General features: G+C 72.0%; 15 protein-coding genes and 1 pseudogene. 10 read left to right on the top strand and 6 right to left on the bottom strand.

Annotation, left to right across the window (positions count from 1 at the left end; all coding sequences use genetic code 11):
• Nucleotides 1–154 precede the first annotated feature (154 nt).
• The 5 genes from O7623_RS13660 to O7623_RS13640 all read left to right on the top strand — a co-directional run bounded on the left by O7623_RS13660 (nt 155) and on the right by O7623_RS13640 (nt 9588).
• Nucleotides 155–5140: an NAD-glutamate dehydrogenase gene (locus tag O7623_RS13660; RefSeq protein WP_282228995.1), complete on the top strand. Its 4986-nt coding sequence runs from the start codon at nt 155–157 to the stop codon at nt 5138–5140.
• A gap of 93 nt (nt 5141–5233) precedes the next feature.
• Nucleotides 5234–5896 (top strand): GNAT family N-acetyltransferase, encoded by a 663-nt coding sequence (locus O7623_RS13655; protein WP_282228994.1) that lies wholly within the window; start codon nt 5234–5236, stop codon nt 5894–5896.
• 156 nt (nt 5897–6052) lie between these two features.
• Entirely contained in the window at nt 6053–6481 is a 429-nt protein-coding gene (locus O7623_RS13650; RefSeq protein ID WP_282228993.1) for an SCP2 sterol-binding domain-containing protein, read from the top strand.
• Nucleotides 6478–8550, top strand: coding sequence for a glycogen debranching N-terminal domain-containing protein (locus tag O7623_RS13645; protein WP_282228992.1), 2073 nt, complete (start codon nt 6478–6480; stop codon nt 8548–8550). The genes O7623_RS13650 and O7623_RS13645 overlap by 4 nt, the downstream gene beginning before the upstream one ends.
• Nucleotides 8551–8739: 189 nt before the next feature.
• Nucleotides 8740–9588, top strand: coding sequence for an LLM class flavin-dependent oxidoreductase (locus tag O7623_RS13640; protein WP_282229404.1), 849 nt, complete (start codon nt 8740–8742; stop codon nt 9586–9588).
• 34 nt (nt 9589–9622) lie between these two features.
• Here the strand turns inward: O7623_RS13640 and O7623_RS13635 are convergent, their stop codons facing one another.
• Both O7623_RS13635 and O7623_RS13630 read right to left on the bottom strand, forming a co-directional pair.
• A complete protein-coding gene (locus tag O7623_RS13635) occupies nt 9623–11185 on the bottom strand; it encodes a trypsin-like serine protease (protein ID WP_282228991.1) in 1563 nt (520 codons plus the stop codon).
• A gap of 148 nt (nt 11186–11333) precedes the next feature.
• Nucleotides 11334–12199: pseudogene (locus O7623_RS13630) on the bottom strand (ion channel).
• On the opposite strand from O7623_RS13630, the gene O7623_RS13625 reads away from it, so the two are divergent.
• Both O7623_RS13625 and O7623_RS13620 read left to right on the top strand, forming a co-directional pair.
• Nucleotides 12198–13649, top strand: a complete 1452-nt coding sequence (locus O7623_RS13625; RefSeq protein ID WP_282228990.1) for a potassium transporter TrkG — start codon at nt 12198–12200, stop codon at nt 13647–13649. The pseudogene O7623_RS13630 and the gene O7623_RS13625 overlap by 2 nt on opposite strands.
• Nucleotides 13642–14316 (top strand): TrkA family potassium uptake protein, encoded by a 675-nt coding sequence (locus tag O7623_RS13620; RefSeq protein ID WP_282228989.1) that lies wholly within the window; start codon nt 13642–13644, stop codon nt 14314–14316. The genes O7623_RS13625 and O7623_RS13620 overlap by 8 nt, the downstream gene beginning before the upstream one ends.
• 22 nt (nt 14317–14338) lie before the next feature.
• Here O7623_RS13620 and O7623_RS13615 read toward each other — a convergent pair whose 3' ends face one another.
• Both O7623_RS13615 and O7623_RS13610 read right to left on the bottom strand, forming a co-directional pair.
• Nucleotides 14339–15007 carry a methyltransferase domain-containing protein gene (locus O7623_RS13615; protein WP_282228988.1) on the bottom strand — a complete coding sequence of 223 codons (669 nt, stop codon included), beginning with the start codon at nt 15005–15007 and terminating at the stop codon, nt 14339–14341.
• A gap of 101 nt (nt 15008–15108) precedes the next feature.
• Nucleotides 15109–15627 (bottom strand): DinB family protein, encoded by a 519-nt coding sequence (locus O7623_RS13610; protein ID WP_282228987.1) that lies wholly within the window; start codon nt 15625–15627, stop codon nt 15109–15111.
• Between the two features lie 65 nt (nt 15628–15692).
• On the opposite strand from O7623_RS13610, the gene O7623_RS13605 reads away from it, so the two are divergent.
• Nucleotides 15693–17222: a class I SAM-dependent methyltransferase gene (locus O7623_RS13605; RefSeq protein ID WP_282228986.1), complete on the top strand. Its 1530-nt coding sequence runs from the start codon at nt 15693–15695 to the stop codon at nt 17220–17222.
• Between the two features lie 4 nt (nt 17223–17226).
• Here the strand turns inward: O7623_RS13605 and O7623_RS13600 are convergent, their stop codons facing one another.
• Complete coding sequence (locus tag O7623_RS13600; RefSeq protein ID WP_282228985.1) at nt 17227–17835, bottom strand: N-acetyltransferase; 609 nt, start codon at nt 17833–17835, stop codon at nt 17227–17229.
• A 79-nt stretch (nt 17836–17914) separates the two neighbouring features.
• Here O7623_RS13600 and bluB point away from each other — a divergent pair, with 79 nt between their 5' ends.
• Nucleotides 17915–18529: a 5,6-dimethylbenzimidazole synthase gene (bluB, locus tag O7623_RS13595; protein WP_282229403.1), complete on the top strand. Its 615-nt coding sequence runs from the start codon at nt 17915–17917 to the stop codon at nt 18527–18529.
• Between the two features lie 96 nt (nt 18530–18625).
• Nucleotides 18626–20296 carry a bifunctional NAD(P)/FAD-dependent oxidoreductase/class I SAM-dependent methyltransferase gene (locus tag O7623_RS13590; protein ID WP_282228984.1) on the top strand — a complete coding sequence of 557 codons (1671 nt, stop codon included), beginning with the start codon at nt 18626–18628 and terminating at the stop codon, nt 20294–20296.
• 75 nt (nt 20297–20371) lie between these two features.
• Here the strand turns inward: O7623_RS13590 and O7623_RS13585 are convergent, their stop codons facing one another.
• Entirely contained in the window at nt 20372–23806 is a 3435-nt protein-coding gene (locus O7623_RS13585) for a M12 family metallo-peptidase (RefSeq protein ID WP_282228983.1), read from the bottom strand.
• Nucleotides 23807–24057: the final 251 nt, after the last annotated feature.

The raw sequence follows: 24057 nt of genomic DNA, 5'->3' as shown, positions 1-24057 counted from the left end.
CCCGCCGCGACGAGGACCTATCACACAAAGTGCCGAAATGGTGTCACCAAGTCGACGGTGTGGGGCCGATCTGCCGTCAGATGGGTGATCCCGGGGGAATAGGCTTGGCCAAGGTTGACCCCACAGCGTGGTGGGGCGAGGGGAGTCTGCACCAATGAACCGGCGTCCGGCGACGAAGACGAAGCGCACGATCACCCCACGGGCGTTCCCGCCGCCGGAGACGACCCTCGCCGCGGTCGCCGACGACACCGACGACACCGGCATCGACGACCCGATGCCGAGCGCGGAACGGCTGATCGCGCAGGCCGTGTCGCTGGCCGACACCGACCACGACACCGCCTCCCTGGTGGACCGCTTCTGGCGGTTCGCCGCCGACGAGGAACTGGTCGGCTACACCCCGCAGGAGATGCTCACCGCCACCCGGTCGCACCGCGAACTCGCCGGCAACCGCCTGCCCGGTGAGTTGAAGCTGCGACTGACCCCACCCGGCGACGGCCAGCCACACACCGTCATCGAGATCGTCACCGACGACATGCCGTTCCTGGTCGACTCGGTGACCGCACTGCTCACCGAGCGGCACCTGGACGTGCAGCTGCTGGTCCACCCACTGGTGGTGGTCCGGCGGGAGCCGCTGGGCCAGCTGACCGAGGTGGCCGCCGACGTCGAGCCCGACGACGCGATCGACGGCGACCTGGTGGAGAGTTGGATCCGCATCGAGCTGGACCCGGTGCGCGACGCGGTCGACCGGGACCGGCTGCGCCGCGACCTCAAGCGGGTCCTCACCGACGTCCGCGAGGCGGTGGAGGACTGGCCGAAGATGCGCCGGCGGGCCCTGGCCCTGGCCGACGAACTCGTCGAGGCGACCGGGCGTGACCAGCGGGCGCTGCCCGTACCGGACAAGGACGTGACCGACTCGGTCGAGCTGCTGCGCTGGCTGGCCGACGACCACTTCACCTTCCTCGGCTACCGCGAGTACCGCCTGGTCGACAGCGGGGACGGCGACAAGGCCCTGGTCGCGGTGCTCGGCAGCGGGCTCGGCATCCTGCGCCAGGATCAGACCCGGCCCCGTCCGCTGGCGTCGATGACCCCGCAGGCGGCGGCGAAGGCCCTGGAGAAGCGGCTGCTGGTGATCACCAAGGCGAACTCGCGGGCCACCGTGCACCGGGCCGCCTACCTCGACTACATCGGGTTCAAGATCTTCGACGCCGCCGGCCAGGTCGTCGGGGAGCGGCGGTTCCTCGGCCTGTTCTCCACCGCCGCGTACCGCACCAGCGTGCAGGAGCTGCCGGTGGTCCGGCGCAAGGTCGCCGAGGTGCTGGAGCGCTCCGGGCTCAGCCCGCGCAGCCACTCCGGCAAGGACATGCTGCAGATCCTGGAGACCTACCCGCGCGACGAACTGTTCCAGATCCGCACCGACGACCTCTACCACGCCGTGCTCGGCGTACTGCGGATGGCCGGTCGCCGGCAGCTGCGGCTGTTCCTGCGTCCCGACGGGTACGGGCGGTTCCTGTCCTGCCTGATCTACCTGCCCCGGGACCGGTTCACCACGCAGAACCGGCTGCGGATGCAGCAGATCCTGCTGCGCGAGCTCAACGGGGTCGGCGTCGACTACACCACCCGGGTCACCGAGTCGATGCTGGCCCGGGTGCACTTCATCGTGCGGACCGATCCGGCCGCGCCGCCGGCAGCGCTCGACCCGGACCGGCTGGCCGAGCTGCTCGCCGACGCCACCCGGCTGTGGGAGGACGACTTCCGGCTGGTGCTGGAGCGCAAACTCGGCGACGAGGCGGCCAAGTCGCTGCACCGGCGCTACGCCGAGGCCTACCCGGAGGGCTACAAGGAGGAACACTCCGCGTACGAAGCGGTGCAGGACCTGGCCAAGTTGGAGCTGCTCGACGAGCCCGGCCAGCTGGAGATGCACCTGTTCCGCCCGCCGGGCGGTGGCGGCGACGAACGCGACGTGCGCTTCAAGGTCTACCGGTACGGCGAACCGATGGTGCTCTCCGACGTGCTGCCGGTGCTGCACTCCCTCGGCGTCCAGGTCGTCGACGAGCGGCCGTACGAGATCGCCCGGGTCGACCAGCTGATCTACCTGTACGACTTCGGGCTGCGCCTGCCGGTCGGCGCCTGGGCGCTGGCCGAGGTACGCCCGCACGTGGAGAACGCGTTCTCGGCGGCGTGGCGCGGCGAGGCGGAGGTCGACGGGTTCAACGAACTGGTGCTGCGGGCCGGGCTGACCTGGCGACAGGTGGTGGTGCTGCGCGCGTACGCCAAATATCTGCGCCAGGCGGGCACCGTCTTCTCCCAGGAGTACATGGAGGCCACCTTCGTCGCGTACCCGGTGGTGACCCGGCTGCTGATCGACCTGTTCGAGTGCCGGTTCGCGCCGACGCCGGAGGTCGACGACGAGGCCCGCCAGCGGCGCGGGCAGGAGCTGGTCGCCGCCATCGGTCGGCAGTTCGACGACGTCGACAGCCTCGACCAGGACCGGATCCTGCGCAGCTACCTGACGCTGATCCTGGCCACCCTGCGGACCAACTTCTACCAGCGCGGCGCCGACGGCCGGCCGGTGCCGTACGTGGCGATCAAGCTGGACCCGCAGGCGGTGCCGGAGCTGCCGGCGCCCCGGCCGGCGTACGAGATCTTCGTCTACTCGCCCCGGTTCGAGGGCGTGCATCTGCGCTTCGGCGAGGTCGCCCGGGGTGGGCTGCGCTGGTCGGACCGGCGGGAGGACTTCCGTACCGAGGTGCTCGGCCTGGTCAAGGCTCAGATGGTGAAGAACGCGGTGATCGTTCCGGTCGGCGCCAAGGGCGGCTTCGTGGTGAAGCAGCCCGGCGGTACGGCGCGCGGCCGGGCGGCGGCGCAACCACCGGACCGGGAGGCGGTGCAGGCCGAAGGGGTGGCCTGCTACCAGCAGTTCATTTCCGCGCTGCTGGACGTCACCGACAACATCGTCGGTGGGCGCATCGAGCCGCCGCCGGCGGTGGTCCGCCACGACGGCGACGACCCGTACCTGGTGGTCGCCGCCGACAAGGGCACCGCCACCTTCTCCGACGTGGCGAACGCGATCTCCCAGGCCCGGGGGTTCTGGATGGGCGACGCGTTCGCCTCCGGCGGCTCGGCCGGCTACGACCACAAGAAGATGGGCATCACCGCCCGGGGCGCGTGGGAGTCGGTGAAACGGCACTTCCGGGACCTCGGGGTGGACATCCAGCGGCAGGACGTCACCGCCGTCGGCATCGGCGACATGTCCGGTGACGTGTTCGGCAACGGGATGCTGCTGTCCGAGCACATCCGGCTGGTCGCCGCCTTCGATCACCGGCACGTCTTCCTCGACCCGGACCCGGACGCGGCCGCCTCCTACGCCGAGCGGCGGCGGCTGTTCGAACTGCCGCGCTCGTCCTGGGCGGACTACGACCCGGCGCTGATCTCCGACGGCGGGGGCGTGTATCCGCGTACCGCGAAGTCGGTGCCGGTCAGCCGGCAGGTCCGCGCGGCGCTCGGCCTCGACGACGCCGTCGACGTGCTCTCCCCGCCGGAGCTGATCCGGGCGATCCTGCGCGCCCCGGTGGACCTGCTGTTCAACGGCGGCATCGGCACCTACGTCAAGGCGTCGACCGAATCACACGCCGAGGTCGGCGACAAGGCCAACGACGCGATCCGGGTGGACGGCCGGTCGCTGCGGGCCAGGGTGGTCGGCGAGGGCGGCAATCTGGGGCTGACCCAGCGGGGTCGGATCGAGTACGCCCGCGCCGGCGGGCGCAGCTACACCGACTTCATCGACAACTCGGCCGGGGTGGACTGCTCCGACCACGAGGTCAACATCAAGATCCTGCTCGGCGGTGCGGTCGCCGACGGCGAACTGACCGTGGCGCAGCGCGACGAACTGCTGGTCGAGATGACCGACGAGGTCGCCGCGCTGGTGCTGCGGGACAACTACGACCAGGCGCGGGCGCTGGCCAACGCCTGCGCCCAGGCCCGGTCGCTGCTGCCGGTGCACCGGCGGATGATCACCGACCTGGAGCAGTCCGGCCAGCTGGACCGGGAGTTGGAGGCGCTGCCCAGCGACGACGACCTGGCCGAACGGATCCGCGCCGACGCGGACGGGCTGACCCTGCCCGAGTTCGCGGTGCTGCTCGCCTACACGAAGATCTCCATCGAGGGGCAGGTGCTCGCCGACGGGCTGCCCGACGAGGCGTGGACCGACCGGGTGCTCGTCGACTACTTCCCGACCCCGCTGCGCGAGCGGTACGCCGCCCGGATGGCCGACCACCGGCTGCGCCGCGAGATCGTCGTGACCAGTCTGGTCAACGAGGCCGTCAACCGGGGCGGCATGTCCTTCGTCTACCGGACGATGGAGGAGACCGGAGCATCGGCCGCCGACGTGCTGCGCGCCTACGTCGTGGTACGTGACGTGTTCGGCCTCGACGAACTGTGGGCCGGCATCGACGCGCTGGACACCGTGGTCAGCACCGAGTCCCAGGTGTCGGTCTACCTGGAGAGCCGTCGACTGCTCGACCGCGCGGTGCGCTGGCTGGTCACCAACCGCAAGTCGCCGCTGGACGTGCCGGAGGAGACGGCCCGGCTGCGCGACGGAGTGTCCCGGCTGTTGCCGCAGCTGGGTAGCTTCTTCCGCGGCGACGAGCGGGAGTCGCTGCGGGCGCACGTCGCCACGATGATCGACCGCGGGCTGCCGGCGGACCTCGCTGACCGGGCCACTCGGATCATGTACAGCTTCGGCCTGCTCGACGTGGTGGAGACCGCCGCCGACACCGGTGCCGACGTCACCGAGGTGGCGTCGGTGTACTTCATGCTCTCCGAGCGGTTCCGGGTGGACTGGCTGCTGAGCAAGATCTCGCTGTTGCCGCGCGAGGACCGGTGGCAGACACTGGCCCGCACCGCGCTGCGCTACGACCTGTACGCCGCGCTGGCCGCGCTCACCGTCGAAGTGCTCACCGCGACGTCGGCGCAGCTGTCGGTGGAGGACCGGGTCGCGCAGTGGGAGCAGGACAACACCAGCGCGGTGGCCCGGGTCCGGCGGGCGATGGAGGATTTCGCCCACTCACCGGCCGATCTCGCCGCGTTGTCCGTTCTGCTGCGCCAGATCCGCACGTTGGTCCGGACATCTTCGGCGAGCTGACCACGACAGCCGTAGAGACTGCATACTTTTCGCAGGGCAGGGAGAAGCCTTGCGGGCGGTGCGGGTGCCCCGCCGCGCGGGTCAGGAGGCAGGATGCTGGACAAGCGCCTCTACCACCACCTGGTCAGCTGGCTGGGGCAGTGGCCGGCCGGGCGGGCGTTGCAGGTGGTCGGTTCGCAACGCCGGGTCGAACCCGCCTGGGACGGGCGACCCCGCCCGGTGGTCGGCGTCGGCGCCCCCGGTGGCGCGGTGCTGTCCGTACCGCCGGACAAGGTCGAGACGGTCCGGGCGTTGGCCGACCTGCCGGTCAACGACCTGCTGGCGAAGCTGCCGGCTGCCGTCGGCTACGCGGGCTGGCAGGCCCACCGGGCGGTGTTCCGGTACTGCCTGGCACCGGCGCCGCTGCCGGACGCCGGAGACTGGATCGACCCCACCGACGACTCGCTGCCGCCGTGGCTGCGCCTGTTCCCCGAGCCGGTCCTGGTGGCCCGCGACGCCGACGGGACCTTCCTGGCCGGCGTCGGGATCAAACGCCACGACGCCCACGGCCAGGAGATCGCCGTCGGGACCGCCCCGGCCGCGCGTGGCCGGGGTTTGGCCCGCCGGCTGGTCGCCCAGGCGGCGCGGCGGGTGCTCGACAGCGGGGCGGTCCCCACCTATCTGCACGAGGCGACCAACGCCGCGTCGGCGAAGGTCGCCTCGGCGGCCGGATTCCGCGACCGGGGCTGGTCGGCGTACGGCATCTCCGCCGACTGACGCCCCGGCCGTAGCCCACCGCTGACCCCGGCCGTCCTGCGCCGGGGTCGTCCTGCGCCGGGGTCCAGGGTCGTCGTGGGCCGGGATCATCCGGTACGGGCGATGCCGGGCCACCCGGTGGTCGGCGACTCTGCCCGTGGGTGGAGGGAGCGGATCATGCCGCAGTCAACGCAGCAGGCGCAGGCGAACCGGTCGGGGTCGGCGAGCGCGATGCCGGCCACGGCCGAGTTCTTCGACCGGGTCAGCCGCAAGGAGAACGCGGCACTGCTGCGTCAGGTCACCGGCACCGTCCGGTTCGACCTGGCGCGCGACGAGCAGGTGGACTACTGGTTCGTCACCCTGGACAACGGGGTGGCCAGTCTGACCCGGGAGCGGCGCGACGCCGAATGCGTGCTGCGTACCGACGGGGTGATCTTCGAGGCGATGGCACGGGGCGAGATCAACCCGATGGCGGCGATGCTGCGCGGGCAGATCCTGGTCCTCGGTGATCTCCGGCTGCTGATCCTGATCGAACGGATGATGCCCGGCCCACCCGGCGCCCATGATCCGCGCGCGTACGCCCGGCGGGAAAGGACCGAGTCATGACCGAGGGAATGGTCAGCATCCTGGACGGCAACACCTTCGTGGTCAGTGACAGCCAGGGCGACATCGACGCCTCGCCGGCGGCGCCGACCGGGCTGTTCTCCTTCGACACCCGGTTCCTGTCGAAGTGGCAGCTGACCATCAACGGCGAACGGCTCTCCTCGCTGTCGGTCGACGACCTGCAGTACTTCGAGGCGCGGTTCTTCCTGGTGCCGGGCGAGCCGACGCACTACGTCGACGCCGAGATGTCGGTGATCCGGCAACGGTGGGTCGGCGGCAGCTTCGACGAGGAGATCACCATCCTCAACCACGCCCAGGAGCCGATGGAGCTCACCGTACGGCTGGAGGCGGGTGCCGACTTCGCCGACCTGTTCGAGATCAAGGACGTCCGCAACAAGGTCGGCAAGCACTACGCGCACGTCGACCGGGACTGCCTGCGGCTGGGTTACCAGCGGGAGAGCTTCCACCGGGAGACGATCATCTCCAGCAGCGAGCCGGCCCGCATCGACGAGCACGGCCTGGCGTTCCAGATCGTCGTCGAGCCGCACGGCCAGTGGGTGACCCACATCAAGGTGAAGACGACCGCGATCGGGCCGGACGGGCGGGACCTGCGCGAAGGACTGCTCGGGCAGCACTTCGACCGGCCCAAGCCGGAGATGCGCCGCGACCTGGACGAGTGGATCGCCCGGGCACCCCGGCTGGCCTGCGACTGCGAGCCGCTGGCCTCGACGTACAAGCGCAGCCTGGTCGACCTGGCCGCGCTGCGCTACACCCCGCTGTCGCTCGGCGGGCAGTCGGTGCCGGCGGCCGGTGTACCGTGGTTCGCCACCATGTTCGGCCGGGACAGCATCTTCACCAGCCTGCAGACCCTGCCGTTCGCTCCGGAGCTGGCCTCGGCCACCCTGAAGCTGCTCGCCGCGTTGCAGGGCAGCAAACTCGACGACTTCCGGGACGAGGAGCCGGGCAAGATCCTGCACGAGATCCGGTACGGCGAGTCGTCGGCGTTCGAGGAGCAGCCGCACACCCCGTACTTCGGTGCGGCCGACTCGACGCCGCTGTTCGTGGTGCTGCTCGACGAGTACGAACGGTGGACCGGCGACGTCAAACTGGTCCGAGCGCTGGAGTCCGAGGCCCGGCGGGCGCTGCACTGGATCGACACCTACGGCGACCTGCTCGGAAACGGCTACATCTGGTACGAGCGGCGCAACACCGACACCGGTCTGGAGAACCAGTGCTGGAAGGACTCCTGGGACTCCATCTGCTACCGCGACGGGCGACTGCCCGGGTTCCCCAGGGCCACCTGTGAACTGCAGGGGTACGCCTACGACGCCAAGGTGCGCGGTGCCCGGCTGGCCCGGCACATCTGGAAGGACCCGGCCTACGCCGACCAGTTGGAGCGGGAGGCCGCCGACCTCAAGCGCCGGTTCAACCGGGACTTCTGGGTCGCCGACGGCGAGTACTTCGCGCTCGCGCTGGACCCGGAGGGCGGCCAGGTCGACGCGTTGTCGTCGAACGTCGGCCATCTGCTGTGGAGCGGCATCGTCGACGTCGGCAAGGCGAAGAAGCTCGCCAAGCACCTGGTCAGTCCCCGGATGTTCTCCGGCTGGGGAGTGCGGACCCTGGCCGAGGGGGAGGGCCGGTTCAACCCGATCGGTTACCACGTCGGCACGGTCTGGCCGTTCGACAACTCGTTCATCGCCTGGGGGCTGCGCCGGTACGGGTTCCTGGAGGAGTCGGCCCGGATCGCGGACGGGATCATCAACGCCGCGCAGTACTTCAACGGCCGGCTGCCGGAGGCGTTCGGTGGCTACGACCGGGCGTTGACCAAGTATCCGGTGGAGTACCCGACCTCCTGCAGTCCGCAGGCCTGGTCGACCGGCGCGACGCTGCTGCTGCTGCGGACCCTGCTCGGGTTGGAGCCGCAGGGCGAGCATCTGGTGGTCGACCCGGCGTTGCCGATCAGCCTGGGCCGCATCGAACTGCTCGACATTCCCGGCCGGTGGGGGCACATCGACGCGTTCGGTCGGGGCCGCATCGACCTGAACCGCACCTCGCGTCGGCAGACCGCCTGAGCACCCGGTGTCCCGGCCTGACCTGAGCCCCCGGCCCGGCCGGGCCTGGCCCGGCCGGATCCTCAGGTCCGGTCTGCCCGGCCGGATCCTCAAGTCCGGTCTGGCCGGACGGATCAGGTCGGGCTTAGGGTCGGTGTCGTGGCTGTGCGAGTAGGGATCGTCATTCTGCCGGACGAGCCGTGGTCGGTGATGGCGCACCGGTGGCGGCAGGTCGAGCAGTGGGGTTTCGACCATGCCTGGACGTACGACCATCTGGGCTGGCGGGACCTGGTCGACGGGCCATGGTTCGACGCGGTGCCGCTGCTGACCGCCGCCGCGACCGTCACCCAGCGGATTCCGCTGGGCACCCTGGTCTCGTCGCCGAACTTCCGGCACCCGGTGCACTTCGCCCGCGAGATCACCGCTCTGGACGACATCTCCGACGGTCGGGTGCTGCTCGGGGTGGGAGCCGGCGGGCTCGGCTTCGACGCCGCAGTGCTCGGTACGCCGCCGTTGACGCCGCGTGCCCGTGCCGACCGGTACGCCGAGTTCGTCGAGCTGCTCGACCTGTTGCTGCGGACCGACCGGGTCACCTGGCAGGGCCGGTACTACCAGGCGGTGGATGCCCGGAGCGCCCCCGGCTGCCGGCAGCGGCCACGGGTGCCGTTCGTGCTGGCCGCCAACGGCCCCCGGTCGCTGGCCCTGGCGGCCCGGTTCGGTGCCGGCTGGGTGACCACCGGCACCGACTTCGACGACCTGGAATCGTGGTGGGCGTCGGTGGCCCGACTGGCCGAGCGGTGTACGGCGACCCTGGACCGGACCGGTCGGGATCCGGCGGATCTGCGCCGTTACCTGTCGCTGGACTCCGCGCCGGTCTTCTCGCTGAGCAGTGCCGGGTTCTTCGCCGACGCCGTCGAGCGGGCCGCCGGGCTCGGCTTCACCGACGTGATCACCCACTGGCCGCGCCGCAGCAGCTGGTACGCCGGCGACGAACGGGTCCTCGCCGAGGTCGCCACCGACGTGTTGCCGACGCTGCGCGCACGACCCCGGGCCGGTTGACCCGGCCCGGGGCGCTCAGTCGTCGCTCAGCTGGTCACCAGCCCCAGCCGATGCGGACCGGGGTCGCGGTGGAGTAGCCCCGGACGCTCTGCCCGGGGTAGAGCCAGAGGTCGCCGGTGGTGTCGTTGCGGGTGAGGATGTCGGCGTGGCCGTCGCGGTCCCAGTCGACCGCGCCGAAGGCGGTGTAGCCGCGCCAGCCGTTGCCGATGCGGACCCGGGGCACGGTGGATCCGGCGCGGACGCTCTGGCCGGGCTGCAGCCACAGGTTGGCGGTGTCGTTGTCCCGGCTGATCAGGTCGACGTGGTCGTCGTCGTCCCAGTCGACGAGCCCGAACGGGCTGTGGGCGTTGGTGCTGGAGCTGATCAGCACCCGGGGGGTGCCGGCCGGCCCACGGGTGCCCGTTCCGGGGTACAGCCACAGCTGCCCGGTGCCGTCCTGACGGGCCACGACGTCGGCGTTGCCGTCGCCGTCCCAGTCGCCGGCTCCGTACGGGGTGAATCCGGCCCAGCCGGTGCTCAGCCGTACCGGGGTCGCGGTGGAGTAGCCGCGCTTGCTCTGTCCGGGGTAGAGCCAGAGGTCGCCGGTGGTGTCGTTGCGGGTGAGGATGTCGGCGTGGCCGTCGCGGTCCCAGTCGACCGCGCCGAAGGCGGTGTAGCCGCGCCAGCCGTTGCCGATGCGGACCCGGGGCGCGGTGGACAGCCCGCGTACGCTCTGTCCGGGGTAGAGCCAGAGGTCGCCGCTGGCGTCGTGGCGGGTGATGATGTCGGCGTGGCCGTCGCGGTCCCAGTCGACCGTCCCGAACGGCGTGTACGGCACGGCGGTGAGCTGGTCGAGCAGCCAGGTCCGGTTGCCGCCGGCACCGACCTCGCTGTAGGAGGCGGCCCCGGTGCAGCTGGCCGCCTTCAACACGCCGGCCTGCACGTAGGTGCCGCCGGAGGAGACCAGCAGCGGGCCGCCGCTGTCGCCCTGGCAGGGCCCCCGGTCGACCATCAGCCGTTTGATGCCCAGGCTGTCCGGCTGCGACGGGGTGATGAAGACGCCGACGAACGGCAACCGCGACGGCAGGTTCCCGGCGCCGTCGCGTCCCCAGCCGACGGCGATGCCCTGGTCGTACGGGGTGAACGGGCCGCCCTGTACGCCGTCGGACAGGTGCGCCTCGGCCGGTGTGGTCAGCCGTACCGGCGTGACGCTGGTGATCGGCGAGCTGAGTTCCAGCAGCGCCAGGTCGTTGTGTCCGCCGATGTACTGCGGGTGCGCCACGATCCGGTGGATCCGGCGCAGTTCACCGCCGGTGCCGGCGACGTTGTTGCCGACCCGTACGGTCACGTCGCCGACGGAGGACGGCACCGCGCAGTGGGCGGCGGTGAGCACCCAGCCGGGGTGGACGAGCGTGCCGGTGCAGAGTGCGCCGACGGCGGTGTTGCGGACTTCGGCGACGTAGGTGAAGTCGCCGGTGGCGACCGGTTGGCCGCCGACGATGGCCTGGGCCGGGCTGGGGGTGAGCAGGGGGGTGAGTCCGGCGAGCAGGACGGCGGCCAGCGGGGTGGCGAGCCGGTGTCGGGCCGGGCGCCGGGTCGGTCGGTGGTGCTGTCGCATGGCGATTCTCCAGAATCGACGGGCCGACGGGTGGTGCCACCCGGGAGGGGTGGGCCCGTGGGCTGTTGTCGACCAGAGTGGAGTCTCCGGGCGCGTCCGAACGATCACCGACGGTGGGGTGGCACGAATTAGGTAGACAGTGTGATGGTCAATCTGAGGTGGGTGGCCTCGCCGGCGTCGCGTCCGCCGCGCGACGCTGCTGTTGCGGCACCGGGACGGGCCCGCCGACGTCGGCCCGTAGCGCGGCGACCTCGTCCCGCAGCGCGACCAGTTGCGCGGTCAGCGCGGCGACGTCCGCCCGGGTGGCCGGCGCCGTCGCTGCGTCCGCAGCCGCGCCGTCACCGGCGGCCTCGGTCGAGGCGGCGGAGATTCGCTCCACGATCCAGCTGGCCAGGGAACCGGTGACGAAACCGATCAGGCCGATCCCGCCGATCATGAGGGCCAGGGCGACGAACCGGCCGGTGGTGGTGACCGGGAAGTAGTCGCCGTAGCCGACGGTCGTGATGGTCACCACCGCCCACCACAACGCATCCGGATAGGTGTTGATCGCCCCGTCCGGATCGGCCCGCTCGGCGTCGAGCACCGCCAGCCCGGCGACGATCACCAGCAGGACCGTGGTCGAGCCGACATAGAGCGCCAACCGGCCGCGTGCCCAGATCTCGGTACGCCGCGTCAGGGTGAGCACGGCGGTGACCAGCCGCAGCATCCGCAGCGGTCGCAGCACCGGCAGCAGCAGCACGACCAGGTCGAACACGTTGCCCCGGACGAACCGCCACCGGTCGTCGGCCAGCCACAGCCGGACGGCGTAGTCGACCCAGAACAGCAGCCAGATCGCGATGTTGGCAGCGACACACACGGCACGCCAGCGCGCCGGCAGTTGCGGGTAGAGAATGGGCGCGGCGTAGACGACGAGGACGCCACGGCGAGCACGGTCAACCCGGCCGCGCTGCGACGTTCCCAGCTGGCGACCCGGTCCTCGCTACGGAGGCCGGTCCCCGGATCATGGAGAGACATGCCGAACAGGCTGCCTGACGGCGGCAACCGGCCGACCAGTGGCCGTCGGCCCGGCCAGCCGGCCGGGGCGCGGCGGACCGCCGGCCACGACCGGTGGCGGCGGCCGATGTGGCGCCGGGGTGCCGACCGGCTGCACCACCCGGCGCAGGTGATCGCCGGCGGGTTCGCCGCCGCCGTACTGATCGGCACGGCCCTGCTGATGCTGCCGGTGGCGACCCGGGACGGGACGTCGCCGCCGTTGGTCGACGCGGCGTTCACCGCGACCTCGGCGGTCTGCGTGACCGGCCTGGTCGTGGTGGACACCGCCGGTTACTGGTCCACCTTCGGTCAGCTGGTCATCCTGGGCCTGATCCAGGTCGGCGGACTGGGGATCATGACCCTGGCCACCCTGTTGACGGTGCTGCTGTCCCGGCGGCTCGGCCTGCGGGCACGCTTCCTGGCCCAGGCCGAGACCAAGGCGCTGAGCGTGCGCGACGTCCGCCGGGTGGTGCGCAACATCGTGCTGTTCAGCCTGGTGGTGGAGGCGGCGGTGGCGGTGGTGCTGACCGCCCGGTTCGCGCTCGGCTACGACTACGCGTGGGGCCGGGCCGCGTACCACGGGATCTTCCACGCGGTCTCCGCGTTCAACAACGCCGGCTTCGCCCTGTACGCCGACAGCCTGATCGGGTTCGTCGCCGACCCCTGGATCATGATCACGATCGCGGTCGCGGTGATCGTCGGCGGCCTCGGCTTCCCGGTGGTGTTCGAGCTGCTGCGGTCCTGGCGCGAACCGCGCTGCTGGTCGGTGCTGACCCGGATCACCGTGGTGCTGACGGTGAGTCTGCTGGTGCTCGGTACGGTGGTGTTCACCCTGGTGGAGCTGCGCAACCCGGCGACGTTCGGCCCGTTGTCGGCCCCGGAGAAGCTGCTGGCCGGCTTCTTCGCCTCGGTGATGACCCGTACGGCCGGGTTCAACAGCGTCGACATCGCCGGGATGCGTCCGGAAAGTCTGCTGCTCAGCGACATCCTGATGTTCATCGGCGGCGGCAGCGCCGGCACCGCCGGCGGCGTGAAGGTGACCACCGTGGGACTGCTGGCGTTCGTGCTGTGGGCCGAGATGCGCGGCGAGACCCAGGTCAACGTCGGTGCGCGACGGGTGCCGGCGGGCAACCAGCGGCAGGCCCTCGCGGTGCTGCTGCTGGCGCTCGGCGCGGTGGCGGTGGCGACGTTCGCCCTGCTCGCGATGACCCGTTACACGCTGGACCAGGTGCTGTTCGAGGTGGTGTCGGCGTTCGCCACGGTCGGGCTCTCCACCGGCATCACCGCCGGGCTGCCACCGGCGGCGGACCTGCTGCTGATCGGGTTGATGTTCATGGGCCGCATCGGCCCGTTGACCGTTGCGTCGGCGCTCGCGTTGCGGGAGCGGAGCCGACGTTACGAACTGCCGGAGGAGAGGATCATCGTTGGCTGAGACACGCAACGAACCGGTCGTGGTGATCGGGCTGGGCCGCTTCGGCGGCGCGCTCGCGGTGGAGCTGGCCTCCCGGGGCACCGAGGTGCTCGGCATCGACGGCGACCCGAAGACCACCCAGAGCTTCAGCGGGCAACTGCCGCATCTGGCCACCGCCGACGCCACCGACCTGGAGGCGCTCCGGCAGCTGGGGGTGGGTGAGTTCCACCGGGCGGTGGTCGGCATCGGCACCGACATCCAGGCCAGCATCCTGGCCACCTCGCTGCTGTCCGAGCTGGGGGTGGCCGACATCTGGGCGAAGGCGATCAGCCGGCAGCACGGCCGGATCCTGGAACGGATCGGCGCCCACCACGTGATCCTGCCCGAGCACGACATGGGGGAGCGGGTCGCCCATCTGCTGACCGGCCGGCTGCTCGACTACGTCGAGGTCGACCGCGACTTCGCGATGGTCAAGACCACCCCGCCGCAGGAGGTGGTGAGCGTGCCGCTGCGCGAGTCGCGGGTGCGGTCGCGGTACGGGGTGACGGTGGTGGCGGTCAAGAGCGAGGCGCACGGAGCCAGGGCCCGGTTCACCTACGCCACCCCGGACACCGTGCTGATGTACGGCGACATCATCCTGGTGATCGGGACCATCAACGACGTGGAGCGGTTCGCCGAGGCGGACTGACCCGCCCGGCTCCGCCGCTGGGTCACCGGCGGGGGCGGCGGGCGTGGTAGACGAAGGCCGGCGGCAGGTTGGCCAGCACCGTACGGCCCATCACCACCTCCTCGAAGCGGTCCCGCAGCAGCTGGCGGAACCGGCGGGCCGGCGGGGTCTGCGCGGTCAACACGTACGCGAAGGTGGTGAACGCCCCGTCCGGGGTCAGCACGTCGCACACCGAGTCGAGCGCGGCCAGCTGCAGGTCACGCGGGAACGACACCCACGGCAGCCCGCTGACCACCACGTCGGCGGCGGTCACCCCACGGGCGGTCACCAGGGACCGGCACTGCGCCGCGTCCCCGGTGATCACCTCGACCTGCGGGTGCCGGTCGGCGAGCAGGTCGGCGAGGGTCGGGCTCAGCTCGACGGCGAGGTGGCGGCCCCGACCGCCGAGGCGGTCCTGGATGACGCCGGTGAAGGCACCCGTGCCGGGGCCGAGCTCGACGACGACCGGGGCGCCGCGTTCCGGGATCGGGGCGGTGATCGCCTCGGCCAGCCGCCGGGAGCTCGGCGCGACCGCGCCGATGCGGGTCGGGGCGCGCAGGAACTCGCGCAGGAAAGTCCCGGTGTCGCCACCGCGACGCGCGGCCGGCACCTGTCCTGGCTGCACCGGTCCGGGCTGCGACGTGGCGGCGGTCTCGGACACGGGTACGGACATGCGGTGGGGCTCCTCTGCGCGGGGGTGCGCCGGTGGACCGGCAGCCCACAGGATCGGCGATCATGGCGCGCAGTGTCAACGGGGCACTGGTCGACACCCGGTCAACCGGTGGCACCGCCGAGCAGTCCCCGCAGGTAGCTGGCCTGGCCGACGTGCTGCAGATCGTCGTTGGCGACGCTGACCAGCCGGACCCCGAGGGTGACCGGCGGGTCCCAACTGTCGTCGACGACCCGGTCCAGGTCGGTGTCGGTCAGTCCGTGCAGGAACCGACGGGTCCGCTCGGCCACCGCCGTGTGGTAGTCGACCAGCGCCGTCGCGCTCTCCGGGGCGATCGCCGCGACCTGCTCGGCGGTGTGACCGTACCCGGTGTCGGCCGGGTCGGCCCGGTCCAGCCCGAACCGCTGCGCCCAGCCGTCCTCGGTCCAGACCTGCGGCTCGCCGCGTACCTCGGCCAGGTGGTCGTCCTGGATCCGGGTCAGATGCCAGATCAGCCAGCCGATCGGGTTCGCCCCCGGGGCCGGGGTCCAGCGCAGTTGCTGCGGGCTGAGCCCGTCGACCGCCTCGCGTACCAGGTCCGGCAGCCGGTCGAAGGTCTCCACCAGCAGTTCGCTCGTGCGCACCGTGCCTCCCCTCTGCGTGGGCCCCTGCCTGGCCGGCCGTGGCGGCCGTAGGCTATCAACGTCACATGGCCCGCTACCTGCTCTTTCCCGGTCGCCACCACCTTCTCACCCGGTTCCAGGGCGAATACCTGACCCGGCTGGCCGTCGCCGAGGGCGACGCCGACGGCCCGGCGACGGTGGTGTGGGCGGTGACGTCGGCCAACCACAGCAACACCCGCCGCAACCCGGTGCCCTACCACCGGCGGGAAGCCGCGATCGAACGGTTCAGCGTGCTGACCGGCCTGCGGTCGGTGGTGGTCCCGGTCTTCGACACGGTCGCCACCGACCGGTTCGCCGAGGTCACGGTGAAGACGGTGGCGGCGGTGACCGGGCTGGAGCTGACCCCGGTCGACACGGTCCTGGCCTGCTCGACGCCGGAGGTCGTGGCGATGTACGAGCGGCTGGGTTTCCCGGTGGCCGGCGTCGAGGCCGAGGTCGAGCCGACCCCGGACCGCCCGTGGGACGTACTGCTGCGGCTGGCCGGCGGCGACGACGGCTGGCGGGAGCTGGCCCATCCGGCGAGCGTCGACGTCTTCGACCGGTACGGGCTGACCGGCCACGTCCGGTCGGTGGTCAACGATCCGGTCGTCGGTGCCGAGGGCGGGCTGACCGCGACCCGGGACTACCGCAGCTACGCCGAGGCGTTCGCCGAGGCGGCGCAGCGCAAATGGGACGCCGTCCGGGAACACGTGCGGCCCGGGCGGATCGTCGACATCGGCTGCGGTGCCGGCGCCGTGCTCGAACTGGCCGACCGGGAGCCCGCGCTGCGCGAAAGCGACCTGATCGGCGTCGAGGTGGCCCGGCACCTGTACGAGGAGTGCGTGCACAAACGGGCACAGGGCTACTTCCGTAACCCGAATGTCTTCTTCTACCAGCGCAACGTGCTCGGCGGGGCAGTCTTCGCGCCCCGGTCGGTGGACACCACGTTGACGTTCGCGTTGACCCACGAGATCTGGTCGTACGGCGGGCAGTTGGCCTCCGTACGCCGCTTCGTGCAGGCCATCTACGACCACACGGTGCCCGGCGGGGTGTGGATCAACAGTGACGTCTGCGGTCCGGACGGCGGTGACCGGCCGGTACGGCTGCGGCTGTCGACGGCCGACGGCGCGAACCCGCCAGGGCCGCGTACCGATCTCGCCGACGGGCCGCCCAGCGAGGTCGCCGCCTATGTGCGCGGCCTGTCCACCCGGGCCCGGCTGGACCAGTTCGCGGTCGACTTCGCGTTCCCGTTCGACCACCGGCCGGTCGACGGGGCACCGGAGGTCGTCGAGACGACCCTGGCGGCGGCGATGGACTTCCTGACCCGCAAGGACTACCCGGACAACTGGTTGTCCGAGACCCGGGAGCAGTTCTGCGGGCTGGAGTACGCCGACTGGAAGGCGTTGCTGGCCGACGTCGGGTTCGAGATCGACCCGGCCAGCGGCCCGGTCCGCAACGACTGGATCGTCGAGCACCGGCTCGCTCCGGTCGCGTCGCTGTCCACCCTCGACGGCAGGCCGATGGACTGGCCGGTGACGCACGTGCTGCTGGTGGCCCGGCGGCCGGTGAACAGTTGAGCGGTCAGAGCCGGTCGAACGGTGCGGCGTAGCGGAACCGGCCCGGTGTCGGTGGCGTCGGGCCCAGCGGCCGCACCTGGAAGTAGCGTCCCCACTGCGGATCGGGCGCGACGATGCCGAACTCGCTGGCCGGGTGCAGCCCGAACCGGTGGTAGTACGCCGGGTCGCCGAGCAGCGTGACGAGGGTCTCGTCGCGGGCTTCGGCGGCGGCGAGCACCGCGTGCATCAGGGCCGAACCGACGCCGGCGCGTTGCCGGTCCGGGCGGACCGCCAACGGTCCGAGGCCCAGCGCCGGCCGGTCGTCGACGTACCCCCGGGTGCAGACCACGTGCCCGACGATCCCGCCCGCAGCGGCCGGGTCGGTCGGGGCGCTCGCGACGGCGGCCGGTGCGTCCGGGTCCGTGCCGGCCGGGCCGTCGACGGCGACCAGCGACAGCGCCGGGATCCATCCGGAGTCGGCGCGGAGTTCGTCCAGCAGCCCGACCTCGATCGGCGGCCGGTCGTCGGGCTCCGACCCCTGCCCTGACCCCGACTCCGCAGGCCGGCGGAAGGCCGCCGCCACGACCGCCCGTACCGCCGCGACGTCGTCGGCGCGTTCCCGTCTGACCAGCATGGCCGCCATCTGATCAGCCGGTGCGCCGGCCCGGCAACCGGATTCGCGGCGCGACGCGGGACAATCGTCGGCCATGCCCATTGATCTGTACGACGTCATTCACCGCCGCCGCGACGTGCGGGCCGAGTTCACCGGCGCGCCGGTGCCCGACGAGGTGCTGCACCGGGTCCTCGCCGCCGCGCACGCCGCGCCGAGCGTCGGGCTGACCCAGCCGTGGGACTTCGTGCTGGTCCGGGACTCGTCGGTCCGCGACGCCTTCCACGCCCATGTGCAGCAGGAACGGCGGACGTTCGCCCGGAGCCTCGACCCGGCGGCGGCGGCCCGGTTCGCGCACATCAAGATCGACGGGGTACGGGAGGCCACGCTGTCGATCGTGGTGACCTACGACCCGCAGCGGGGCAGCCCGGCGGTGCTCGGCCGGCACGCCATCGCCGACGCCGGGCTCTACTCGGTCTGCCTGGCCATCCAGAACCTCTGGCTGGCCGCCACCGCCGAAGGTCTCGGGGTCGGCTGGGTCTCGTTCTACCGGGAGCCGTTCCTGCGGGACCTGCTCGGTGTCCCGGCCGGCGTCCGGCCGGTGGCGTGGCTCTGCGTCGGGCCGGTGAGTGGGCTGGCCGAGGTGCCTGACCTGGAGCGGCACGGCTGGCGGGCGCGTCGGCCGTTGACCGAGGCCCTGCACCACGACCGCTGGTGAGTCACCAGCTCCACGGACTCGCGATTTGCTGAAACAGCAAGGAAGTTTGCCGATACGCTGACCCTGCGCGGATCGTGGGTGCCGGAGGTGGTCAGCATGACTGACAACGTGGCGGGGGGACCCGCATACCGTACCGCCGTGGCGGTGATCGGCGGCGGTGCCGCCGGACTGAGCGCGGCGCTGACCCTGGCCCGCGCCCGGCGCGGGGTCATCGTGATCGACGCCGGCGAGCCCCGTAACGCGCCCTCGGGCGGCGTGCACGGATTCCTCACCGGCGAGGGCATGCGCCCGGCCGACCTGGTCGCCACCGGCCGGCGTGAGGTCGAACGGTACGGCGGCATCGTGCTGCCCGGCCGGGTCGTGGCGGCCGAACGGGTCGACGACGGATTCGCCGTCCGGCTCGCCGACGGGGCCACCGTCGCCGCCCGGCGGCTGCTGCTGGCCACCGGCGTGGTCGACGAGTTGCCGCCGATCGCCGGGCTGCGCGAGCGCTGGGGCCGGGACGTGCTGCACTGCCCGTACTGCCACGGGTGGGAGATCCGCGACGAGCCGGTCGGGGTGATCGGCGCCAACGAGATGGCGCTGCACCAGGTCCAGCTGTTCCGGCAGTGGACCTCGGACCTGGTGCTGTTCACCCACACCGGGGTCACCCTCACCGACGAGCAGGCCGAAGCGCTGGCGGCCCGGGGCGTACGGGTGGTGCCCGGTGAGGTCACCGGGGTGGAGACCACCGACGACCGGCTCACCGGGGTGCGTCTCGCCGACGGGACCGTGGTGCCCCGTACGGCGGTGACGGTGGCGTCCCGGCTGCACGTCGGCGACGGCATCGGCGGCGCCGACGGGCTGCTGGCCCAGCTCGGGGTGCCGGTGACGGCCCACCCGACGGGCATGGCCGAGCAGGTGGAGGCCGACCCGACCGGGCAGACCCCGGTGCCGGGCATCTGGGCCGCCGGCAACCTGACCAACCCGTTCGCCCAGGTCATGGCGTCGGCGGCGGCCGGGGCGATGGCGGCGGCGGCACTCAACGCCGAACTGGCGCAGGCGGACACCGCCGAAGCGGTCCGCCGGCACCGGGCGGTCGCCGCCGGCGAGGACGACTACGGCCTGCCGGTGCACCACGGGCCGGCGGACGTCGCCGCGATGGTCAGCCAGGAGTTCTGGGACGAGCGGTACGGCGCCGTCGACCGGGTGTGGAGCGGCAACCCCAATCCGCAGCTGGTCACGGTCGTGGCCGACCTGCCCGCCGGCACCGCCTGCGACGTCGGGGCCGGCGAGGGTGCCGACGCCATCTGGCTGGCCGGCCAGGGCTGGGAGGTGACCGCGGTCGACGTGTCGCCGGTGGCGCTGCGCCGGGCCGCAGACCAGGCGGCGGTGGCCGGTGACGACGTGGCGAAGCGGCTCACCTGGCAGCAGGCCGACCTGCGGAGCTGGGATCCGGGTACGGCCCGGTTCGACCTGGTCAGCGCGCAGTTCATGCACCTGCCGGATCCGGACCGGGCGATGCTGCACCGCCGGCTCGCGGCGGCGGTCCGCCCCGGCGGCACCCTGCTGATCGTCGGCCACCACCCGCGTGACCTGGACGTTCCCGGGATCCGTCGGCCACGCCTGCCGGACCTGATGTTCACCGCCGAGCAGGTCGCGGCCGTGCTGGACCCGTCGGAGTGGGCCAGTATCCGGGCCGAGACGGTGCCCCGGTCGGTCACCGGCCCGGACGGCGACCCGATCACGATCCACGACGCGGTGCTGCACGCCGTGCGCCGTAGGTGAGCGGCCGGGACGGCCCGTGAACCAGCCGGGGGCGCCGGGCGAGGACGCCCGACGCCCCCGGAGGGCTGACCGGTGTCAGTCGATGACGAGGTCACCGCCGGAGGCGGTCAGGTTGACCTCCTCGGTGGCGGTGCCGGTCCAGCTCGACGAGAACATCAGCGTGTCGCCGTCCCAGACGGTGATCCCGATGGTGTCCCGCCGGCCCGGTCCGCCCGCGTCGGTCGCGGTCACCCGCATCGTCAGCCCGGTCGCCACCGGCACCGGCTGCTGCGGGGTGGACAGGTCGAACAGCGTCACCTGGTAGCGCAGCTGCGCCGCCGGCACGCCGGCGACCGTGGTCGCGCCGTACGACTCCAGGACGGCGCCCTGGAACTTGTACCGCGTGTCCCCGGAGCGGTAGCCGACCAGCACCTTGCCGGCCAGCTCGCCGACGTTGGTGATCCGCCCGTCGAGGCTCACCTCGACCCGGTGCTCGGGGTCCAGCGGGTACGCGCCGGCGGTCGACCCGCTGCGCAGGTAGCCGTCGCCGCTGATCCGCAGCCCGGTCGACGGGGCGACCGTCACCGTGGCCGTGACAGCTCCGGTGTAACGGCCGTCGACCGTGGCGGTCACCGGATGGTTGCCGACCGGCAGGGTGGCCGTGCAACTCGCCACGCCGCCGGTGACCTCGCTGCCCCAGAGCTTCACCTCGGTGGTGCACAGCGTGGTGTCACCGGTGGTGAAGGCGAACTGGGCGCCGCGGACGTCGCCGGCCTCGGCACCGACCGCCGCGCGGAGCAGGACCTGCGCGGTGTCCGCGCCGGCCACCGGGTGCACCAGCGTGTCCCCGGTGTACGCCAGCTCGGCCGAGCGGACCTGGCTGATCCGGATGTCGGCGTCGTTGAGGTCGAAGAAGACGTTGCCGACCGCTTCGATCTTGATCCGACCGGTGGTGGTGTCGATGTTCGGCAGGGTGACCGTGGCGCTGCCGGTGTTCGGCACCGCCTCGGCCAGCACGTACGGGAACGTCTTCGCCCCGTCGGTGGACAGCGAGATCTTCACCTGCGCGGCGTTGACCGGTGCCGCGTCGGTGCCGGCCACGTCCCAGGTGACCTCCTGAGTGGAGCCGCCCAGGTAGAACGACGGCGTCGGCTGCGAGGTGACCAGGAACGGACCCGCCTGCGGGGCCAGCACGACCGCGGTCTCGGCGTTACCGACCCCACCGCCGCCGACCCGGCCGTCGCGGGCGGTCAACTTGAAGTGCATCGTCCGGTCGTTGTTGTAGCCCACCCAGTCGGCGGTCGGCAGGAACTCCGAGTAGCAGTCCACCAGCGTCTGGGTCAGGTTGGAGGCGCTGCCGCTGGCCGGCGGCTCCGGCGCGGCCGGGCAGGCACCGGTCTTGGCGTTGGTGTTGCCGGCCAGGATCTGCGCCATGTCCGGGAAGACCCGGGTCGGGTCGTCGTCGACAGCGTTGAGCCCGGGGGAGTAGTACTGCTGGGTGTCCTGCGGGCTGACCAGCGCCGACGTGCCGAAGACCCGGAACAGCGGGCCGTTGGTCTTGACGTTGTCGGTCAACGCGGTACCGGCGGTGCTGCCACCGAGGATCCCGCCCCGGTCGTTCTGCTCCCACATGTACGTCAGCGGGTCGCCGTCGGCGTCGGTGGCGCTACCGGTCAACGCGAACGGGGTCCGTACCGGGATGGTGAACGAGGCCGGCACGCTCACCACCGGGGCGTGGTTGGTGGTCTCGGTGACCTGCCAGCCGCCGTTGTCGACCGGGCCGCCCTTGGCGGTCTCGCCGACGAAACCGTCCGCGCCCACGAAACCGGTCAACCCCAGCGCCGGTACGTTGGTCTGCGCCACCGCCCCGCCGTTGAACGTCACCTGGAAACCGGTGTCGTTGAGCGCGCCGAGGCCACCGAACGCCGCGACGCTCACCGTCGCGCCGGCCGGCCAGCCGCCGATCGCCTCGATCGCCGCCTTGATACCGGCGGTGGTGTAGTTGACCCCACGCACGATCGGCGCCGAGGACTGTCCACCGTAGCTGATCGTGAAGGCGTCGCCGTCGGTGTCGAAGTCGCGCAGCGACACCGTCTGCACCTCGTTGATCGCCGGCCGCGACGAGTTCACGAACGTGGTGATCTCGTGGTAGCTGCGCTGCGACCAGTACGGGTCGGAGTGCGGCTGCAGGTTGTCCTGCTGGCAGATGCCCGCGTACGCCATGATCGACGAACCGCTGCCCGGCTCGTACGAGTTGGCGGCGCTGCGGTTGCTGCCGGAGCAGTTCCACTGGGTGCCGTTGAAGGTGTGGTTGCCGGCGAACTGGTGGCCGATCTCGTGCGCCACGTAGTCGACGGCGTAGAAGTCACCGACCGGGTTCGGCAGGCCGGTGCAGCCCCGGGCCTTGCCGTCGCCGCCGACGACGCCGAGCCCGGCGACGCCGCCACCGGGCAGGCCGAAACCGATGTGCCCGACGTCGAAGTTGCTCGCCCCGACGAGCTGGCCGAGGACGATCCGGTTGCGGTTGAGCGTGGCACCGGAGCAGCCGGTCAAGTTCGCCTCGGTGAAGCACGGCGCCGACCCGCACGGCCCGTTCGGGCCGGTGGCCAGCTCGGCGGTGTTCAGGTTGGTCTTGTCGGTGTCGTTGATCAGCACGAGCCGGATCGCGGTCTCGTCCTCGTAGATCTGGGTCACCCGGTTGATCAGGGTCACCTTCGCGGCGGTCACGTTCTCCGCGCCGAAGTAGGTGGCGTACGACGGGTCGGTCAGAAACGCCAGGCGGTACGTCCGCAGCTGGACCAGCGGCCCGGCCGGCTCGTCGGCCTGCGCCTGGTCGATCTCCTCGCCGATCTGTTCTGCGGCGGCCCCGACGTCGGCCCGCTCGATCAGGTCACCGTGCCGGTTGACCAGGTCGTGTGCGTAGTAGCTGGCGTAGACGCTCTGGTCGCGGTGGTACGGGTCGACGTACCAGGAACCGTTGGAGGAGCGGACCGAGGCGTGGAAGCCCAGCGGGGTCAGGTCGGCCCGGATCGTCGCGGTCGGATCGTCGAGCCCGGTGCCGGCGTACGTCTGGATCTCCGGGTGGGCGGCGGCGAGCCCGTCCTGCATCACCGGCGAGTTGACGACCTCGAACCGTTGCAGCGCGCCGTCCGGGTCGGGCACCGTCAGCACCAGCGGCGCCGTCGCGGCGGCCCGGGCCGACTCGTCCGGCGCCCGGTCCAGCTGTGCGGCGATCGCGTCCCGGTCCAACGTGTACGCCGCCAGCCGGCGGGCCTCGATGTCCGGGGCACGTCCGGAGCGGCTCGCCGTCGGCGCCTCGTCGAGTGTCGCCCATGGGGAGTCGGCGATCGGCGTACCACGCTCCGGGGCGGCGACGGCCGCACCGGTCGGGCCGACGGCGGGCAGCAGCGCCGCCGCGACGACAGCGACGAGCAGGACGACCAGCCGCCGGTTACGGGACCGGCCGGTCCCGGGTGCCGGTGGCGACTGGCCACCCGCTGTCGGGGGGATCGGTGTCGAGGGGGTCCGCAAGATGTCTCCTTGGGGGTCCGTCACGAACCACGACCCGTTGCCAGGGGTGCCGAGGCCGACGAGCCATGGATCTTGGGGGTCGCCCCGACGCTAGGGGGCGGCGTCGGCGGTAGGCATCGTCCGTAGGGATGAGACAGTGCCAATCACCGCCGATACCCTAGTCCGGCCGGTACGGCGTGCCCGGACCCGACGCCGGAACGGTTCCGTTGGGAAACCTGCGGGAAACGCCGTGCCGCTAGTGCCGCTAGTGC

This window comes from Solwaraspora sp. WMMD791 (assembly GCF_029581195.1).
In the GTDB taxonomy this organism is placed as follows: domain Bacteria; phylum Actinomycetota; class Actinomycetes; order Mycobacteriales; family Micromonosporaceae; genus Micromonospora_E.
Note: the sequence above shows the minus strand (reverse complement) of the source record. Positions and strands in the feature narration are given on the sequence as shown.

Bases quoted from the DNA above. Each gene is read 5' to 3' on its own strand.
- O7623_RS13660 (WP_282228995.1), top strand. From the start codon at position 155: ATGAACCGGCGTCCGGCGACGAAGACGAAGCGCACGATCACCCCACGG.
- O7623_RS13655 (WP_282228994.1), top strand. From the start codon at position 5,234: ATGCTGGACAAGCGCCTCTACCACCACCTGGTCAGCTGGCTGGGGCAG.
- O7623_RS13650 (WP_282228993.1), top strand. From the start codon at position 6,053: ATGCCGCAGTCAACGCAGCAGGCGCAGGCGAACCGGTCGGGGTCGGCG.
- O7623_RS13645 (WP_282228992.1), top strand. From the start codon at position 6,478: ATGACCGAGGGAATGGTCAGCATCCTGGACGGCAACACCTTCGTGGTC.
- O7623_RS13640 (WP_282229404.1), top strand. From the start codon at position 8,740: ATGGCGCACCGGTGGCGGCAGGTCGAGCAGTGGGGTTTCGACCATGCC.
- O7623_RS13635 (WP_282228991.1), bottom strand. From the start codon at position 11,185: ATGCGACAGCACCACCGACCGACCCGGCGCCCGGCCCGACACCGGCTC.
- O7623_RS13625 (WP_282228990.1), top strand. From the start codon at position 12,198: ATGCCGAACAGGCTGCCTGACGGCGGCAACCGGCCGACCAGTGGCCGT.
- O7623_RS13615 (WP_282228988.1), bottom strand. From the start codon at position 15,007: ATGTCCGTACCCGTGTCCGAGACCGCCGCCACGTCGCAGCCCGGACCG.
- O7623_RS13605 (WP_282228986.1), top strand. From the start codon at position 15,693: ATGGCCCGCTACCTGCTCTTTCCCGGTCGCCACCACCTTCTCACCCGG.
- O7623_RS13600 (WP_282228985.1), bottom strand. From the start codon at position 17,835: ATGCTGGTCAGACGGGAACGCGCCGACGACGTCGCGGCGGTACGGGCG.
- O7623_RS13590 (WP_282228984.1), top strand. From the start codon at position 18,626: ATGACTGACAACGTGGCGGGGGGACCCGCATACCGTACCGCCGTGGCG.